General features: G+C 52.1%; 12 protein-coding genes and 1 tRNA gene. 3 read left to right on the top strand and 10 right to left on the bottom strand.

Annotated features, from left to right (window positions below):
- Positions 1 to 15: 15 nt before the first annotated feature.
- From darG to AC6I4B_RS20480, 7 genes are all read right to left on the bottom strand, one after another.
- On the bottom strand, positions 16 to 1083 hold the full coding sequence (darG, locus tag AC6I4B_RS20450; protein WP_497767771.1) for a type II toxin-antitoxin system antitoxin DNA ADP-ribosyl glycohydrolase DarG: 1068 nt from the start codon (positions 1081 to 1083) through the stop codon (positions 16 to 18).
- Positions 1080 to 1736, bottom strand: coding sequence for a type II toxin-antitoxin system toxin DNA ADP-ribosyl transferase DarT (gene darT, locus AC6I4B_RS20455; protein WP_497767773.1), 657 nt, complete (start codon positions 1734 to 1736; stop codon positions 1080 to 1082). The genes darG and darT overlap by 4 nt, the downstream gene beginning before the upstream one ends.
- A 12-nt stretch (positions 1737 to 1748) precedes the next feature.
- The gene (locus tag AC6I4B_RS20460; protein ID WP_497772271.1) at positions 1749 to 3122 is read right to left on the bottom strand and encodes a restriction endonuclease subunit S; all 1374 of its coding nucleotides are present in this window, start codon (positions 3120 to 3122) and stop codon (positions 1749 to 1751) included.
- Positions 3122 to 5560, bottom strand: coding sequence for a type I restriction-modification system subunit M (locus tag AC6I4B_RS20465; RefSeq protein WP_497767774.1), 2439 nt, complete (start codon positions 5558 to 5560; stop codon positions 3122 to 3124). The genes AC6I4B_RS20460 and AC6I4B_RS20465 overlap by 1 nt, the downstream gene beginning before the upstream one ends.
- A 39-nt stretch (positions 5561 to 5599) precedes the next feature.
- The gene (locus AC6I4B_RS20470; protein ID WP_497767776.1) at positions 5600 to 5839 is read right to left on the bottom strand and encodes an HTH-like domain-containing protein; all 240 of its coding nucleotides are present in this window, start codon (positions 5837 to 5839) and stop codon (positions 5600 to 5602) included.
- Between the two features lie 345 nt (positions 5840 to 6184).
- Positions 6185 to 7459, bottom strand: a complete 1275-nt coding sequence (locus tag AC6I4B_RS20475) for a tyrosine-type recombinase/integrase (RefSeq protein ID WP_497767777.1) — start codon at positions 7457 to 7459, stop codon at positions 6185 to 6187.
- Between the two features lie 198 nt (positions 7460 to 7657).
- Positions 7658 to 7742, bottom strand: a tRNA-Leu gene (locus AC6I4B_RS20480).
- A 209-nt stretch (positions 7743 to 7951) separates the two neighbouring features.
- Between AC6I4B_RS20480 and ahr the strand changes: the two genes are divergently transcribed.
- Positions 7952 to 8971 carry an NADPH-dependent aldehyde reductase Ahr gene (ahr, locus tag AC6I4B_RS20485; RefSeq protein ID WP_497767778.1) on the top strand — a complete coding sequence of 340 codons (1020 nt, stop codon included), beginning with the start codon at positions 7952 to 7954 and terminating at the stop codon, positions 8969 to 8971.
- Positions 8972 to 9002: 31 nt separating this feature from the next.
- Here ahr and AC6I4B_RS20490 read toward each other — a convergent pair whose 3' ends face one another.
- Positions 9003 to 10643 carry a dihydroxyacetone kinase subunit DhaK gene (locus AC6I4B_RS20490; RefSeq protein ID WP_497767780.1) on the bottom strand — a complete coding sequence of 547 codons (1641 nt, stop codon included), beginning with the start codon at positions 10641 to 10643 and terminating at the stop codon, positions 9003 to 9005.
- A gap of 134 nt (positions 10644 to 10777) precedes the next feature.
- On the opposite strand from AC6I4B_RS20490, the gene AC6I4B_RS20495 reads away from it, so the two are divergent.
- Entirely contained in the window at positions 10778 to 12280 is a 1503-nt protein-coding gene (locus AC6I4B_RS20495; RefSeq protein ID WP_497767782.1) for a helicase HerA-like C-terminal domain-containing protein, read from the top strand.
- A 103-nt stretch (positions 12281 to 12383) separates the two neighbouring features.
- Here the strand turns inward: AC6I4B_RS20495 and lptG are convergent, their stop codons facing one another.
- Together lptG and lptF are read right to left on the bottom strand one after the other, a co-directional pair.
- Complete coding sequence (gene lptG / locus AC6I4B_RS20500) at positions 12384 to 13466, bottom strand: LPS export ABC transporter permease LptG (protein ID WP_497767783.1); 1083 nt, start codon at positions 13464 to 13466, stop codon at positions 12384 to 12386.
- Positions 13466 to 14566, bottom strand: a complete 1101-nt coding sequence (gene lptF, locus AC6I4B_RS20505; RefSeq protein ID WP_497767785.1) for an LPS export ABC transporter permease LptF — start codon at positions 14564 to 14566, stop codon at positions 13466 to 13468. Before lptF ends, lptG begins: the two co-directional genes overlap by 1 nt.
- 267 nt (positions 14567 to 14833) lie before the next feature.
- Between lptF and pepA the strand changes: the two genes are divergently transcribed.
- Positions 14834 to 16345, top strand: coding sequence for a leucyl aminopeptidase (pepA, locus tag AC6I4B_RS20510; protein WP_497767786.1), 1512 nt, complete (start codon positions 14834 to 14836; stop codon positions 16343 to 16345).
- The last annotated feature ends 3 nt before the right edge of the window (positions 16346 to 16348 follow it).

A 16348-nucleotide genomic window follows, 5' to 3' on the forward strand; every position in this document is an offset into this window, starting at 1 on the left:
GCTCTCCCTAAATGTTCAGCAATGGAACTCCATTACGCGGTTAATGGCGAATTGAAGATGATTATCATCGAAGAGCTTCATCTTACGGCTGGCCCAGCGTTCACCGGCAGGCCACTGGTGTAGCCCCTCTTTCACGGAATCTAGCGTGGGCTGACATTCTCCTCGGGTCAGCAGCCAGTCAACGGTCGCCAGCAACTCCAGACCAAACGGCGATTCAAAGCCGTCAATCAACTGGCTGACCTGCTCAAGCGCCGGTAGCCACTCTTTGGCCTCGTTGTTCAGCCAGAGGTTGACGTGTTCTTTTTCCCGATCGTTAAACCAGATCACGTCCAGCGGCTGGCTGTCCGGGATGCGTTTCTCGGCTTTGAGATAGGTGCCATCCAGCGCATTAAGCAGATGGTTCAGGTTGGGGGAGAAGGGACCGTAATTGTGCGCCTCAAAGCGCAGCTTTAGCACGTCCTCCTGCTGGTGCAGTTCAATAGCGCGTTGTAACAGCCATGCCAGTTTCTGGATTTCCAACAGGCTGCACTCCATGCCCAGCACCCAGTAGCGGCGCACTAGTTCAGCGATCATCGCTCTGGCGGGTGTGAGCTTTTTTACGCCGGTGCTTTTGGCGACGTTCTGGTATTTTTCGGTGGGCTCAAAAATCAGGATTTCAGTGCTCGGAAGATCGCCCAGCGCAGATTCAATCCGCGCCCGAACGTCCGGCCAGTTCAGGCCACCGTTGCCTGCGCCCAGCGGGGGAATGGCGATGGACTGCACTTTCTCTTCGATCAAAAAGCGGCGCAGGTCCTGCAAACCGTCTTCAATCCACTCCATACGGGAGTCGGCGCGCCAGTGCTGCTTGGTAGGGAAATTGACGATCCAGCGCGGCCCCATCAGTTCGCCGGTTTCGGTGATAAACATTTTGCCGGTCGTCAGTTGCTTCTGTTTGCAGGCGAGGGCATAGGCTTTCATATTATCGGGGAAGCGCTCTTTGAACATCAGCGCGATGCCTTTACCCATGACACCGACGGTATTAACCGTATTCACCAGTGCTTCCACGGGCGCGTCCAGTAGATTGCCTTGTGTATATGTCATCATGAGAAGTACCACCCGGCCCGTGCGTGAACGGGCATTGACAGATTGCGTTGCGACAGCCACTGCTCTAATTGTAACCTGACGCCATCGTTGTAACAAATCATCCCGCCCAGCAGTGAGATTGGGCAGTGCTTCCAGATTAATGCCTCAGCTTGATAGCGTTCAAACTTGCCAAGATCATCCTGATCGCGACGGAAATCCCGTGCTTGTAAGATTGGCCAGTCGATCCGATGCAGATTGTTTAGATCGGTATAGTAATTCGCCAGATTATAGTAGGCGTGGCTGTCGGTAAACACGAAGGGAATGTTCTGCGCCGCCACGTGTCGCAGGCTGCTGACCAGAATAACGATTTCCTCATTGGGGCGCTGCTTAATGCCGCCACGCCCGCTGCGAATATTCATCAGCATCGGCGAGAAAGGAGTAAAGTAAAACGGCACATAATCATGCAGCGTCCCGCCCGTCCCCGCAGGCACCGGATGCCCGGCGCGTTTGTCGATAAGCTCCGGGTTGCCGATATTGATCCAGTTTGCCGCCTGTACCGGGCTGTTGCCGCAGTGCAGGCCGTTGTCCAGTATCCACGGGATATTGTCCCGATGGACAATGCGCCAGATCAGAGCTTTTTCCGGGTTGAGGTTGGCGCTGTAGTCATAAGCCATGTGCTTTCCCTTCTATATTAAACGAGTTTTCCCGGTTAACAGTTCCTGCATCATCCCCTGTTTAAGCTGGCGAGTTTTGTCCAGACGTTGTTGCAGGATCTGAATCTCTTTGTCCATATCGGAGAGGATGGCTGCGATGGCGGTTTGTTCTTCTTTTGGAGGAACAGGAATAGGGATTGTTTTCAGGTTATTCTTCGATACCCCAAAGACTTTCATACCCGTTGCCAGTCGGTCAATATTAGCTTTAACGGCTCGAATACAATGTAGGTATCCCCGGAAACCGTCTACAAATATATTGTTCATATCACGTAGCAAATAGGTATGTAATCCCGCAACGATTATATTATCCCTTACACCTTGAATTTCAATGCTTTTCCCTATACCAGCATAGTCTTCTGAGGCATCAGTCATAATAAGATCACCTTCTTCGATAAACGAAGAAGATACCAAGTCGCTTGATATTCTGGGAACGGAGCTATTCTCTAAATTCAAATTGTTGTTCCACTTCGTGTGGATGTCACCATAATGAATATATCCGTAGTCTCCAGTATCAGAAAGATCGCTTCTTGCATTTGTCGATGTAGATAAAAATGAAAAAACCTTACCGTAGGTCGAAATATCCCAATCCTCAGGAATATCCCCCAATTCACTCTTTTTGTATCCCTTAGCAACCCCATCCTCCCACAACACAAACTGCGGCAAACGGGTTTTACCTGTCAGCAGTTGCTGCATGGTGGCTGTTTTGATGGCCTGTTTTTTGGCGATTAGTTGCTCTAGTTTAAGAATAAAATTGTCACAATCAGACAACGTATCTGCTATTTTTTCCTGTTCTTGCTCGTTTGGAAAAGGTACAGAAATAAGTCTAATCAGATCAGTATTTAGATTAGGCTGTCCGTTACCCGTTGCGATCTTGTCATGAAGGCTTTTTGTTATTGTATTAATGTAATGAATCAAAAATGATTTATTTCCGATTCGTTGGTTAATAATTGCAGCAACACCATCATTTGCACAGCATTTTATTCCTAAAAGTTTTGCAACACCAAGTGTTGCACCACTATTAGAAATAATAAGAGTGCCTTTTTCTAAGGTCCGGCTATGCTTAGAACCTAATTCGGTTAACATCGAGGATGTTGCCATAACGATCTGTTGGGCATCCGGGATTGTCGTCAATGAAGCAACCGTCAGCCAAGGGATAAAATCACCCTCAAAATATTTAGGATCACCTGCAGGGCGAGGAGAGCCTCCCCGAACAATATCGCCAAGTTCTCCGAGATATTTGCACTCCCAATCCTCAGGAATAATCCCCACCTCAGTCAATTTAAACCCCGCAGGCATGCCTTTCTCCGCCGCACCCGACTGCTGCTCACTCACCATTAAATCCACCATCACCACACCAGCCCCATCGCCCGCAAATGCCCGGCCACCTTCTCGCTCAACGCTTCAACGGACGCTTCAAGCGCCGGTAACGGCTCGGCATAGCGCTCTTCCAGTTCCTTCACACGCTCCGCCAGTTGCTGGGTGATACGCTCAATCTCAGCTTTAATCCCGGCCTGCAACGTCGCCAGCCACTTGTCCTGCACCACCAGCACTTTGATCGCCGCGTCATCTAATGAGGGATAATGTTTAAACACCGCGCGATCCAGCGCTTCCTGTGCAGATTTCAGCGCTTTTTTCGCATTCGCCTCTGCTTTAATCAGAGCCAGACAGCGGGTCAGTGCCGCCAGCTCATCCGGGTCGGCGGTGGTTTTCTTCAATTTTGTCAGGCGAGCATTGACCAACTTTTGCGTCACCTTATCCTTATCGTTCTTCGCCTCGGCCAGCAGATCGTCTTCTCCTGCCTGCTCCTCGATATACTCGGCTAACTGACGGCTCGCTTCTTCACTATGTTCCTGTGCGCGGTTTAGGGCGTCCAGTAGTTGCGGGAAACAGCGAATTTCCACTAGTGAACGGGGCAGTACGTCGGCCTTGTAGCGCCGCTTGTCAAACTCAAAATCGTGCGTTTCTTTCCAGACGTTTTTGCCGTCCTTGCCTTTTACCGGCTGGAGTTCACGAATTTGCGCGGCGGCTTGCCAGCCGTCCTGCGTGATCACATAGACATCGTCCTGCATGGCGTCGGCCCAGTAGTCCATCAGGATCTGGTACACGCTGTATTTGTTCAACAGCTCACTGTTAGCATACTGCGCCAGCAGCATCTCGCTGATATCGTGGATCAGTTCCTTCGGTTTATCGCCTTTGCCAATATCTGCCAGCGCCGCCTCTTTCACCCACGCCTTAAACGGCAGCAGGCTGCGGCTGGCAAAATCCTTAAATTCCTGATGCGCCAGAATGGTCGGTTTAACCTGCAGGGCTTCGACCTGCGCCCGACAGTAGCCGGAACGATCGTCAGCAAACAGCACGTCGCGCAGGGCAGGGAATACCCGCCAGTACTCCTCCAGGGCATCCACATCGCGAGTCGGAATACCACCCTGTAAGTGCGCGGTCAGATCGTGCAGATCTTCCGGTTCGCCACCGTCGATATAGCGGGGGATATTCAGGTTGTAATCATTCCCGGCGATGTCACTTAACGGCACCATCCGGCTGTATCCGGGCACCGTGCGCTGGTGGTTGAATACGTCCACGATGCGATGAATATCCCGGCTGCGCAGGCGGTTCTTGTTGCCGTCCTTGATAAAGCCCCGGCTGGCGTCGATCATAAAAATGCCTTTGCGGCTGTGGGCGTGCTCCTTGTCAATCACGATAATGCACGCCGGGATGCCGGTGCCGTAAAACAGGTTAGCCGGTAAGCCAATAATGCCCTTGATATAGCCTTGCTTGATCAGGTTTTCACGGATATTCGCTTCAGCGTTGCCCCGGAACAACACGCCGTGCGGCAGGATCACCGCCCCTTTGCCGGTGCTTTTCAAGCTCTTGATAATATGTAGCAGAAAGGCGTAATCGCCGTTCTTCTCTGGCGGAATACCCCAAACAAAGCGTTCAAACGGATCTTTTTTTGGATCCAGTCCGCTGGTCCAGTTTTTATTGGAAAACGGAGGGTTGGCCACGGCGAAATCGAAAGCTTTCAGTTTGCCGTTAGTTTCTTTCCACTGCGGATCGCTCAGGGTATTGCCCTGCCAGATTTTAGCGGTGGCATTGTTGTGCAGGATCATGTTCATACGCGCCAGCGCGCTGGTGGCGTTGTCCATTTCCTGCCCGAATATCGACAGCCCGCGTCGCGTTTCGTCGCTGACTTTCAACAGCAGCGAACCGGAACCACAGGTGGGGTCGTACACCGTGGCATCCTGCGGCGTATCGGGGGTAATACCGATCACCTTCGCCAGAATGCGCGACACCTCTGCCGGAGTATAAAATTGTCCCTTGCTTTTACCGGATTCGGTGGCGAAGTGGCGCATCAGGTACTCATAGGCATCGCCCAGCAGATCGTCGCCATCGGCCCGGTTGCCGGACAGATCCAGCCCCTCGAATATACCGACCAGCTTCGTTAGGCGGTCAATCATCTCCTTGCCTTTACCAAGCTTGTCTTCGTCGTTAAAGTCGGCCTCGTCAATAACGCCTTTCAAATCGTTCTCTTCCGCCAGCTTGCGGATGATTTTGTTAATTTTATCGCCGATTTCTTTATCGTTCTTCAGCGCGACCATATCGTCAAAACTGGCCCCTTTCGGGATAACGATCATTCCGTAAGGGTCGCCTTTATATTTGTCGGACACATACTTCATAAATAGCAGGGTCAGCACATAGTCCTTGTACTGGCTGGCGTCCATCCCACCGCGCAGCTCGTCGCAGCTTGCCCATAAAGAGGAGTAGAGTTCGGTTTTTTTGATAGCCATTAAATATCTCGTTTTGCACGGTGATGTGCGGTAAGCGGGTTACAGCAGATCTGTGTTCAGTCCGGCGGCTTTCAACCGACGGGTTAAGTTACGCATTTTGCTGAATTCGGTGCCGAGGCTGTGGCTCAGACCTGTGCCTTCGCAAAAGGTTTTTGCCGTAATGTGTTCCAGCTCGTCAGCATACTTGATCATTTGCAGATGCAATTCGACGGTGTACTGGTTACGTGGTGCTCCGGATAGCGCTTGCTGGATACGATGGTATATTTCGTTTTCATTCATAAAGGCTGGTATCCGTGGACATGCTAGATAATTTAGCTAAATTAGCTAAAATTGACGTTGGGTTCAATGAGTAAGACGTTCAGCGGTTCTGATTGCACAGTTTTCGAACAAAGAAAATATCTCTGAGCAAATCAGCCATCTAGATTTTCTCATTAGCGTCTACGAAATTAGATTTCTGGGTTAGTTTCCTAAAGATATCGCTTATTTGTGACTATCATACATTTACATTTTTTATGCCTGACCCAGCTATCATTGCTAGATGGCTGGGTCAGGTATCGCAAGACGTGACTGTGGCCTCAAAGCCGATTAATCGAACCAACTATTGCTATCAGCTTTCTTGCACAGTTACTTATTCTGGCTTAATGGGTTATTGATTTTTGCATAATCAAAAGGAGAAAAGATTTTTTCTCGATTAGCATCAAGATAATCAGCCCACCACTGCAACATTAGCCTCCTCTCCCCCAGATGCTCCGCCTTATGAATATAAGCCGCACGTACAGAGTTACGTTCCTGATGACTCATCTGCCGCTCGACTGCATCCCTCGACCACAATCCTGATTCAATCAGTGAACTACACGCCATCGTCCTGAAACCATGTCCACAAACTTCCGTTTTCGTGTCATAGCCCATCACTCTCAGCGCCTTGTTCACCGTGTTTTCACTCATGGGTTTACGCGGATCGTGGTCGCCAACGAAGATCAGCTCTCGGTTTCCATTCATGCTTTTGATCTTTTCCAAAATAGCTAAGGCCTGACGCGACAAGGGAACAAGATGGGGCGTGCGCATCTTCGAACCACGCCGAGAATGCTTAACACCTTCTAAGGGTTCACGCTCGCCCGGAATCGTCCACATAGCCGTATCAAAATCTACTTCAGACCAGCGTGCAAAACGTAGTTCACTAGAGCGGATAAACACTAACAAAGTGAGCTCGACAGCTAATCGAGTTAAAGGCCTGCCGGAGTAATGATCAATGTGATGAAGTAATTCAGGTATACGGTTAAGTTCAAGAGCAGCACGATGCTGTCTTTTCGCCGTAGCAACCGCACCGGCAATTTCTTGTGCAGGGTTGTAGTCGATTAAACCGCTCTGCACAGCAAAGCGCATAATCGCGGTAGTTCGCTGTTGTAAACGGGCGGCAACTTCGAGTCGTCCGGATGATTCCACAACCTTAATGGGTACAAGCAAATCTCGTGTCTTCAGCTCCGCAATGTTCCGCTTACCGATAGCAGCAAAAAGATTATCTTCTAGGCTTTTCAATACACGAGCACTGTGCGATGCAGACCATTTCTGATTGCTGGTGTGCCAGTCTCTGGCAACCACTTCAAACGTTATCGCCTCTTGCTCCTGCTCTACCTTAACGGCTTTCTTGTTTTCACTGGGATCGACGCCGTTAGCTAACAGCTTACGGGCTTCATCCCGGCGTGCTCGAGCATCCGCCAGCGAGACTTCAGGATATTTCCCCAACGCCAGCATCTTCTCTTTACCGCCAAAGCGATAACGAAGCCGCCAGTATTTCGAGCCATTCGGGTGAACCAGCAAAACCATGCCTTCACCGTCAGCCAGTTTATAGGCTTTTGCTTCAGGCTTAGCCGAACGAACCTTCACATCACTCAGAGCCATGATAAGTATCCTTTCAAGGGTACTGTGTGGGTACAAACATTATCGAACCGGGATATACCCGCAGTTGTACCCGCATCAGTAAGTTGATGTAGATTGAATCAGGTTGACTTAGGTTGAGTGAAAAAGCGAGGAAAGCCTTGCGGATACTGGATTTCAGACACAAAAGAAGACGTCCGTTGACGTCTATTGATGTTCCGATGGTGCCGAAGGCCGGACTCGAACCGGCACGTATTTCTACGGTTGATTTTGAATCAACTGCGTCTACCGATTTCGCCACTCCGGCACTGAAGAGGTATGCGGAAAACGAGTGAATTATACCTGCCATACGCCGCCATGCAAGTACCTGTACATACTAAACCTGCTAAGTGCCTAAAAAACAAGCGCCACACTACTTTACCCCCGGACTCCCCGTGCTTAATCCCCTCTTACGCGAAGCATCCCCTCTGTACATACTCTACACTCTCAGTTCAACACCACACTGAGAGTAATACGATGTCCATAATAAAAAGCTACGCCGCGAAAAATGCTGGGGCTGAACTGGAAGTCTGGGAATACGATGCAGGGGAACTCCTGCCTGAAGACGTTGAGGTAAAGGTAGATTATTGCGGTGTCTGCCACTCGGATTTGTCGATGCTCGACAATGAATGGGGGTTCTCTCAATATCCGCTGGTTGCTGGGCACGAGGTTATTGGCCACGTGGTTGCGCTGGGCAATGCAGCGCAAAACAAAGGACTGAAAATTGGCCAGCGTGTGGGAATCGGCTGGACAGCGCGTAGCTGCGGTCACTGCGATGCCTGCATCGACGGCAACCAAATCAACTGTACTGAAGGTTCTGTTCCCACCATCCTTAACCATGGTGGTTTTGCCGATAAACTACGCGCAGACTGGCAATGGGTTATACCGTTACCGGATAATATTGATATCGAAACCGCAGGCCCAATGCTGTGCGGTGGTATTACCGTGTTTAAACCGTTACTGATGCATCACGTAACAGCCACCAGCCGCGTAGGGGTGATTGGTATTGGTGGTCTGGGACATATTGCCATAAAACTGCTGCGCGCAATGGGGGCTGAGGTGACGGCGTTTAGCTCCAACCCCTCAAAAGAGCAGGAAGTCCGAGCAATGGGCGCGGATCACGTGGTCAATAGCCGCTCTCCAGAAGCACTGAAGGAGTTGACGGGTCAGTTCGACCTGATAATCAACACCGTCAATGTTGACCTCAACTGGCAGCCCTATTTTGAAGCGCTGGCCTCGGGCGGCAACTTCCATACGGTAGGCGCGGTGTTAACTCCACTGCCTGTTCCGGCCTTCACGCTGATTGGTGGCGATCGCAGTATCTCTGGTTCTGCTACGGGTAACCCGTTCGAGCTGCGCAAATTGATGAAATTTGCCGGGCGTAGCAAAGTTGCACCCATTACCGAACTGTACCCAATGTCGAAAATCAACGATGCCATTCAACATGTTCGCGACGGCAAAGCCCGTTACCGCGTGGTATTGAAAGCTGATTTCTGATACCAGGGCGGTGGCGTGTGCCACCGCTTTTTTATCCACGCCCCCAAGCGGCAAAAATCTCTGCAACAGCGACTGCACCGGGATCGGGCACACTGTTCAGGTTGTCGCTATTTACATACGACGCGCGCCCTGCTTTAGCTTTCTGCATATTAGCGGTACTTTCTGCTCCGCGCTGTGCAGCACTAATGGCTGCATCTAAGCCGTCGTCTCGCAATGCTTCCAGTGCGGGTTGCAGGGCATCGATTAATGTTCGATCTCCCAGTTCTGCACCACCGTAAAATTTCAGCTGCGTTAGACCCGCTAGCAGGGCATCAGGAAGAGTGCGCCCCTGCATTAGCGCTTGCCCTGCTGCGGTGAAAAATAGCGACATCAATACACCGCTGGAACCACCCATTACCGTTGCCAGCCGCTCGCCAATCAGCTGTAGTAACTGAGCGGGGTTATCCAGCGGCAGTGCGTTGCGGTTAAGCTGGGTGCTAATATCCTGCGCCCCTAACGCAAAAGTCGAGCCAGTATCACCATCACCCACTTTAGCGTCCAGTGCATTCAGGCGGCTTTCGATATCGAGCAGCCTTTGGGTTGCCTGTGCGACCCATTTACGCACCAGTGAATTCTCCGAGGGCTGAATCTCCAGTGCATCATGCACTTTCGTGTGAGCTACCGTTTTGGCTGACATGAAGGCGACAGCCCTCACCCAACCGCTAGTCTCGACCGCTGCCAGCAATGCCTGCTCTCTCATATCATCAAGCAACAGTAAAGATAGCGAAAAACCTTTCATATCGAGCGAGGTCACAAGCGAAGCGGGGCCAATTATCCACGCGATCTGCTCACGTAATGCGCCATGCGCCAGCTCTTTGGTCAGCAGCGCCATCTCAAGTGCTGACACGCCGCCAAGATTATTAATCAGTACCGCCACGCGCGCCTCGCCGACCGATGGCTTCAGCGTGTTCACTAATGTGCTCATCAGTTGCTGGCTGTTATGGCTGTTGACGACAGAAGCCCCCGGCTCACCGTGAATCCCCAGCCCCAACTCCACTTGCCCTGTTTTGATTCGCTCAGACGTTTCACTGCCGCCGGGCAAGTTACCGGTTTGCATAGCAAGCCCAAGGCTGAATACGCTGTCGCAGGCCTGCTGGGCTATCTCACGAACTTCGCTGAGTGATTTTCCCTGCTCGGCGGCATAGCCTGCGATTTTATGTACCAATACCGTACCAGCAATACCACGCGGTTGCTTATTGTCAGGTAGCGCGATGTCATCGGCCACAATCACCATTTCGACTTTTAAGCCATAGCGCTTGGCCTTCTCAGCGGCGAGGCCAAAGTTCAGTCGATCGCCAGTGTAGTTTTTAACAATCAATAAACAGCCACGATCGCCGGTGACAGCAACGATCGCGTTCAGTACCGCATCCACGCTGGGCGAGGCAAAAACATCACCGCACACGGCGGCAGTTAACATGCCTTTACCAACAAACCCAGCATGTGCGGGTTCGTGCCCTGAGCCACCACCAGAGATAATCGCCACTCGACTTTTATCCCAGTCATTGCGGGCAATAATACGTATCGCCGGATCGATGTCTAAACGCACCAGGTTAGCGAACGGTGCTGACAACACTACCCCTTCCAGTGCATCGTCCACCAGCTGTTTACGATTGTTCATGAAGAATCTGGACATAGCATTCCAAAAAAAAGCAAACCATATGCAAAGCATAGTCTGCGCTGGATAATGCGTCGCAAAGCAGACAATTTACTGCATCAGGATGCCGTTGTTTTGCCTATACTCGACGCAGAATAAATGGAGGATTACCCATGAGCGCACCTTTGCTAATTGCACGCACCCAGGATACACAGCTTGTTTTGCTGCCCGCGATGGCCAACCGTCACGGCCTGATAACCGGCGCAACCGGGACGGGCAAAACCGTTACCCTACAAAAGTTGGCGGAGTCATTCTCCGAAATTGGCGTGCCGGTATTTATGGCGGATGTAAAAGGTGACCTGACCGGTGTAGCGAAAGAGGGGCAAGCGTCAGAAAAGCTGCTGGCGCGGCTGGAAAAAATAGGAGTGACCGGCTGGGAGCCTCATGCTAATCCGGTCGTCACATGGGATATTTTTGGTGAGAAAGGCCACCCAGTGCGAGCCACCGTCTCCGATCTCGGCCCGCTTCTGCTTGCCCGTCTGCTTAACCTGAATGAGGTGCAGTCTGGGGTGCTGAATATCATTTTTCGCATCGCTGATGACCAGGGTTTATTACTGTTAGACTTTAAAGATTTGCGCGCTATCACGCAGTACATTGGTGATAACGCAAAATCCTTCCAGAACCAGTACGGCAATATTAGCAGTGCCTCGGTGGGTGCGATCCAACGTGGGCTGCTCACCCTGGAGCAACAGGGGGCGGAGCACTTCTTCGGCGAGCCGATGCTGGATATCCATGACTGGATGCGCACCGACAGCAACGGTAAAGGGATTATTAATATCCTCAGCGCCGAAAAACTCTACCAGATGCCAAAGCTGTACGCCGCCAGCCTGCTGTGGATGCTGTCAGAGCTGTATGAGCAATTGCCGGAAGCTGGCGATGTTGAAAAGCCGAAGCTGGTCTTTTTCTTCGATGAAGCACACCTGTTGTTTAACGATGCACCGCAGGTGCTGCTGGACAAAATCGAGCAGGTTATCCGCCTGATCCGTTCTAAAGGTGTGGGCGTCTATTTTGTGTCACAGAACCCTTCGGATATCCCCGATGCCGTGCTTGGGCAGTTGGGCAACCGCGTGCAGCACGCGCTACGTGCATTTACACCGAAGGATCAGAAAGCGGTGAAAACCGCCGCACAGACGATGCGCGCCAACCCAGCGTTCAATACCGAGCAGGCCATTCAAGAGTTGGGAACCGGTGAAGCGTTAATCTCATTCCTTGATGAAAAAGGCAGCCCATCAGTCGTTGAACGAGCAATGGTGATAGCCCCCTGTTCACGGATGGGGCCAGTGACTGACGACGAGCGCAACGGGCTTATCAATAACTCACCGTTATACGGTAAGTATGAGGATAAAGTTGACCGTGAGTCGGCGTTCGAGATGCTGCAAAAAGGGGTGCAAGCCAGCACTGAACAAGTGAATGCTCCCGCCGCCAAAGGTCAGGCCGCCGCTGCCGATGATGGTATTTTCGGCGGGCTGAAGGATATTCTATTCGGTACAACCGGGCCTCGCGGCGGCAAGCGTGACGGCGTAGTGCAAACGGTCGCAAAGAGTGCCGCACGGCAGGTAACAAATCAGATAGTGCGCGGCATGTTAGGAAGTTTGTTAGGAGGGCGCCGCAGGTAATCAGCCGAATTACTGCGGTTGCCCGATGGCGCTACGTTTATCGCGCAGGCTGCATATCGGCCCATAAAAAAGGGAGCTTTCGCTCCCTTTTTTAGTATACCGATTACGATTTTCGCATCATCAGCCACAGGCTTATCAGGAAGAAACTGGCGCTTGGTAACAGCGCACCAATCACAGGCGGAATGCCGTAAACCAGCGTGAGTGGGCCGAAGATCTGATCGAGCACATAGAACACAAAGCCGAAGCTGATACCAGTGACCACTCGCACACCCATAGGCACACTACGCAGCGGGCCGAAGATAAACGACAGTGCCATGAGCATCATGACCGCCACGGAAAGTGGCTGGAAGACTTTGCTCCACATATTAAGCTGGTAACGCCCGGAGTCCTGGCCACTCGCTTTCAGGTACTTCACATAGTTGTGCAGACCGCTAATAGATAATGCATCTGGATCTAACGCTACAACGCCAAGTTTGTCTGGCGTCAGCGTGGTTTTCCAGGTGCCACTGACAGTCTGTGAGCCAGTAATCTGTTTTGGATTGCTCAGGTCAGATTCATCCACCTGCGACAAACGCCACACCTTTTGCTCGTTATCAAACTTCGCGTTAGCCGCATAGCGCACAGAGAGTAGGCGTCGCTCTTTGCTAAAGCTATAGATACTTACACCACCCAGCTCTTCATTACCTTTCACCCGCTCGATGTAGACAAAGTTGTGGCCGTCTTTCGCCCACATACCTTGTTGCGTCGAGAGCAGTGAGCCGCCGAACATCTGCTGTGCGCGGTAGTTACGCGCCATCTGCTCGCCCTGCGGAGCGACCCATTCGCCCATTGCCATCGTCAGCAATACCAGCGGAATCGCCGTTTTCATCACCGACAGCGCAACCTGCATACGGGTGAAACCGGAAGCCTGCATCACCACTAATTCACTGCGCTGAGCCAGCATCCCCAGCCCCAGCAACGCGCCAAGCAGTGCCGCCATCGGGAAGAAAATCTGGATATCTTTTGGCACGCTGAGGATGGTATAGACGCCCGCGCCTAGCGCGTCGTAGCTACCCTGCCCGGCCTTTTTCAACTGATCGACAAACTTAATAATGCCGGACAGCGACACCAGCATGAACAACGTCATCATGATGGTCGTCAAAATAGTTTTGCCGATATAGCGGTCAAGTACACCAAATGGCTGCATTATACCGCTCCTTTATGCATAATTTTAGCGCGGATACGACGCATCGGAACGGTATCCCACAGGTTCAGCAACACGGCTAGCGCGAAGTAAACCAGGTTGACCGTCCACATCCACAGCGCTGGGTCGATTTTGCCTTTACCCGCACTGGACTTAAGCGAGGTTTGCAGCAAGAAGAACACCAGATACAGCAGCATCGCTGGCAGCATCGACAGCACGCGCCCCTGACGCGGGTTAACCACGCTCAGCGGCACAACCATCAGCGCCATAATAAACACCGTCGCAATCAGCGTGAAACGCCAGTGCAGCTCGGCGCGGGCACGGTCGCTATCCGTATTCCACAAGGTTTGCATGTCCATCTGCTCGGTATCGGTTGGGTCTGACGACACCGCTTGATGGCCAACAATCGCCTGATAGTTTTTGAAATCGGTAATGCGGAAATCACGCAGCATCGCGGTTCCCTCAAAGCGTGTTCCCTGGTTCAAGGTCACAATCTGAGCACCATCTTTGCGTTGAGAAAGTTGGCCGGAGTCGGCAACCACAACGGAAGGACGCGCAGAGCCTTTCGGCCGCAACTGCGCCAGGAACACGTCATGGAACTTCGCGCCGTCTACGCCTTCGATAAACAATACGGCGTTACCGTCGTTAGATTGCTGGAACTGCCCTTGCGCCAGGGCAGCCAGGCCAGGGTTTGCTTTTGCTTCCGCCAACACTTCATCCTGGTGACGAGACGACCACGGCCCCGCCCACATGACGTTGACTGCCGCCACGATACCGGTAAACAACGCCAGCACCATCGCCGCTTTAATCAGTACCGCTTTACTCAGGCCACACGCGTGCATGACCGTAATTTCGCTTTCGGTATACAATTTTCCCAGCGTCATCAATAGACCCAGGAACAGGCTCAGAGGTAGGATAAGCTGCGCCATTTCCGGCACGCCGAGTCCCAGCAAAGAGAACACCAGGTTTGTCGGGATATCGCCGTCAACCGCTGCGCCAAGGATCTTCACCAACTTCTGACAAAAGAAAATCAAAAGTAGGATGAAAAGGATGGCAAGCTGGCTTTTTAGCGTCTCCCGCACCAGATATCGTATGATTATCACTATAAATACGCCCGTAAAAACCCGTCTTATTGCAGGAAAATAGCTTGTTTCATGGCTTAAACGTCATTTATTCTCTTGAGTCGTCGAAAACATCGCTAAGATTAAATGACTCAGCGGTTTCACGTTTCAGGATTTGTTCTGACGTGCCAACACCGTAATAACGTTAAGATTAACACGAAGTCACCGCAACAGCGGAAATGAGTTACGTAAGCTTGCAATTCTATCCGTAGCCACCGCCGTTGTCTTTAAGATTCAGGAGCGTAGTGCATGGAGTTCAGTGTAAAAAGTGGTAGCCCAGAGAAACAGCGGAGTGCCTGTATCGTCGTGGGTGTCTTCGAACCACGTCGGCTCTCTCCAATTGCCGAACAGCTCGATAAAATCAGCGACGGCTATATCAGTGCGTTGCTGCGTCGCGGCGAACTGGAAGGCAAGCCAGGGCAAACCCTGTTGCTACACCACGTACCCAACGTGCTGTCAGAGCGCATCCTGCTGATTGGCTGCGGCAAAGAGCGCGAGCTTGACGAGCGTCAGTACAAGCAGGTCATTCAGAAAACAATTAACACCCTGAATGATACCGGCTCAATGGAAGCCGTCTGCTTCCTGACTGAGCTGCACGTTAAGGGCCGTAACAACTACTGGAAAGTGCGTCAGGCCGTCGAGACGGCAAAAGAGACGCTGTATAGCTTCGACCAACTCAAAACTAACAAAACCGAGCCTCGCCGCCCGTTGCGTAAAATGGTCTTTAACGTGCCAACTCGCCGTGAACTGACCAGCGGTGAACGCGCTATTCAGCACGGCCTCGCGATTGCAGCCGGTATCAAAGCAGCGAAAGATCTCGGCAATATGCCGCCAAATATCTGCAACGCCGCGTATCTTGCCTCTCAGGCGCGCCAGTTGGCAGACAGTTACAGCCAAAACGTCGTCACTCGCGTTATCGGCGAGCAGCAGATGAAAGAGCTGGGGATGCACTCGTATCTCGCCGTCGGCAACGGCTCGCAGAACGAGTCGCTGATGTCGGTTATTGAGTACAAGGGCGTGGCTTCCGAAGACGCTCGTCCAATTGTACTGGTGGGCAAAGGCCTGACCTTCGACTCCGGCGGTATCTCCATCAAACCTGCCGAAGGCATGGACGAGATGAAGTACGACATGTGCGGTGCGGCGGCGGTATACGGCGTGATGCGTATGGTCGCAGAGCTTCAGCTGCCTATTAACGTCATCGGCGTACTGGCGGGCTGTGAAAACATGCCTGGCGGGCGGGCTTATCGCCCAGGTGACGTGCTGACGACAATGTCCGGCCAAACCGTTGAAGTGCTGAACACCGATGCCGAAGGCCGTCTGGTACTGTGCGATGTATTAACCTACGTTGAGCGTTTCGAGCCGGAAGCGGTGATTGACGTTGCGACCCTGACCGGCGCCTGTGTCATTGCGCTGGGCCATCACATCACCGGTCTGATGTCGAACCACAACCCGCTGGCGCATGAGCTTATCGGTGCATCCGAGCAGTCTGGCGACCGCGCATGGCGTTTACCGCTGGGCGATGAATATCAGGAACAGCTGGAATCTAATTTTGCCGATATGGCAAACATTGGCGGGCGTCCTGGCGGCGCGATTACCGCAGGTTGCTTCCTGGCGCGCTTTACCCGTAAATACAATTGGGCACACCTGGACATCGCCGGTACGGCATGGCGTTCAGGGAAAGCGAAAGGTGCTACCGGTCGCCCGGTCGCGCTGTTGTCGCAGTTCCTGCTCAATCGTGCGGGTTTTAACGGCGAAGAGTGATGT

It is taken from the genome of Kluyvera fluvialis (assembly GCF_059725275.1).

What these genes read in the sequence shown, in the direction of transcription:
- darG (WP_497767771.1), bottom strand. Translation starts at nt 1,083, where the DNA reads ATGATGACATATACACAAGGCAATCTACTGGACGCGCCCGTGGAAGCA.
- darT (WP_497767773.1), bottom strand. Translation starts at nt 1,736, where the DNA reads ATGGCTTATGACTACAGCGCCAACCTCAACCCGGAAAAAGCTCTGATC.
- AC6I4B_RS20460 (WP_497772271.1), bottom strand. Translation starts at nt 3,122, where the DNA reads ATGGTGGATTTAATGGTGAGTGAGCAGCAGTCGGGTGCGGCGGAGAAA.
- AC6I4B_RS20465 (WP_497767774.1), bottom strand. Translation starts at nt 5,560, where the DNA reads ATGGCTATCAAAAAAACCGAACTCTACTCCTCTTTATGGGCAAGCTGC.
- AC6I4B_RS20470 (WP_497767776.1), bottom strand. Translation starts at nt 5,839, where the DNA reads ATGAATGAAAACGAAATATACCATCGTATCCAGCAAGCGCTATCCGGA.
- AC6I4B_RS20475 (WP_497767777.1), bottom strand. Translation starts at nt 7,459, where the DNA reads ATGGCTCTGAGTGATGTGAAGGTTCGTTCGGCTAAGCCTGAAGCAAAA.
- ahr (WP_497767778.1), top strand. Translation starts at nt 7,952, where the DNA reads ATGTCCATAATAAAAAGCTACGCCGCGAAAAATGCTGGGGCTGAACTG.
- AC6I4B_RS20490 (WP_497767780.1), bottom strand. Translation starts at nt 10,643, where the DNA reads ATGTCCAGATTCTTCATGAACAATCGTAAACAGCTGGTGGACGATGCA.
- AC6I4B_RS20495 (WP_497767782.1), top strand. Translation starts at nt 10,778, where the DNA reads ATGAGCGCACCTTTGCTAATTGCACGCACCCAGGATACACAGCTTGTT.
- lptG (WP_497767783.1), bottom strand. Translation starts at nt 13,466, where the DNA reads ATGCAGCCATTTGGTGTACTTGACCGCTATATCGGCAAAACTATTTTG.
- pepA (WP_497767786.1), top strand. Translation starts at nt 14,834, where the DNA reads ATGGAGTTCAGTGTAAAAAGTGGTAGCCCAGAGAAACAGCGGAGTGCC.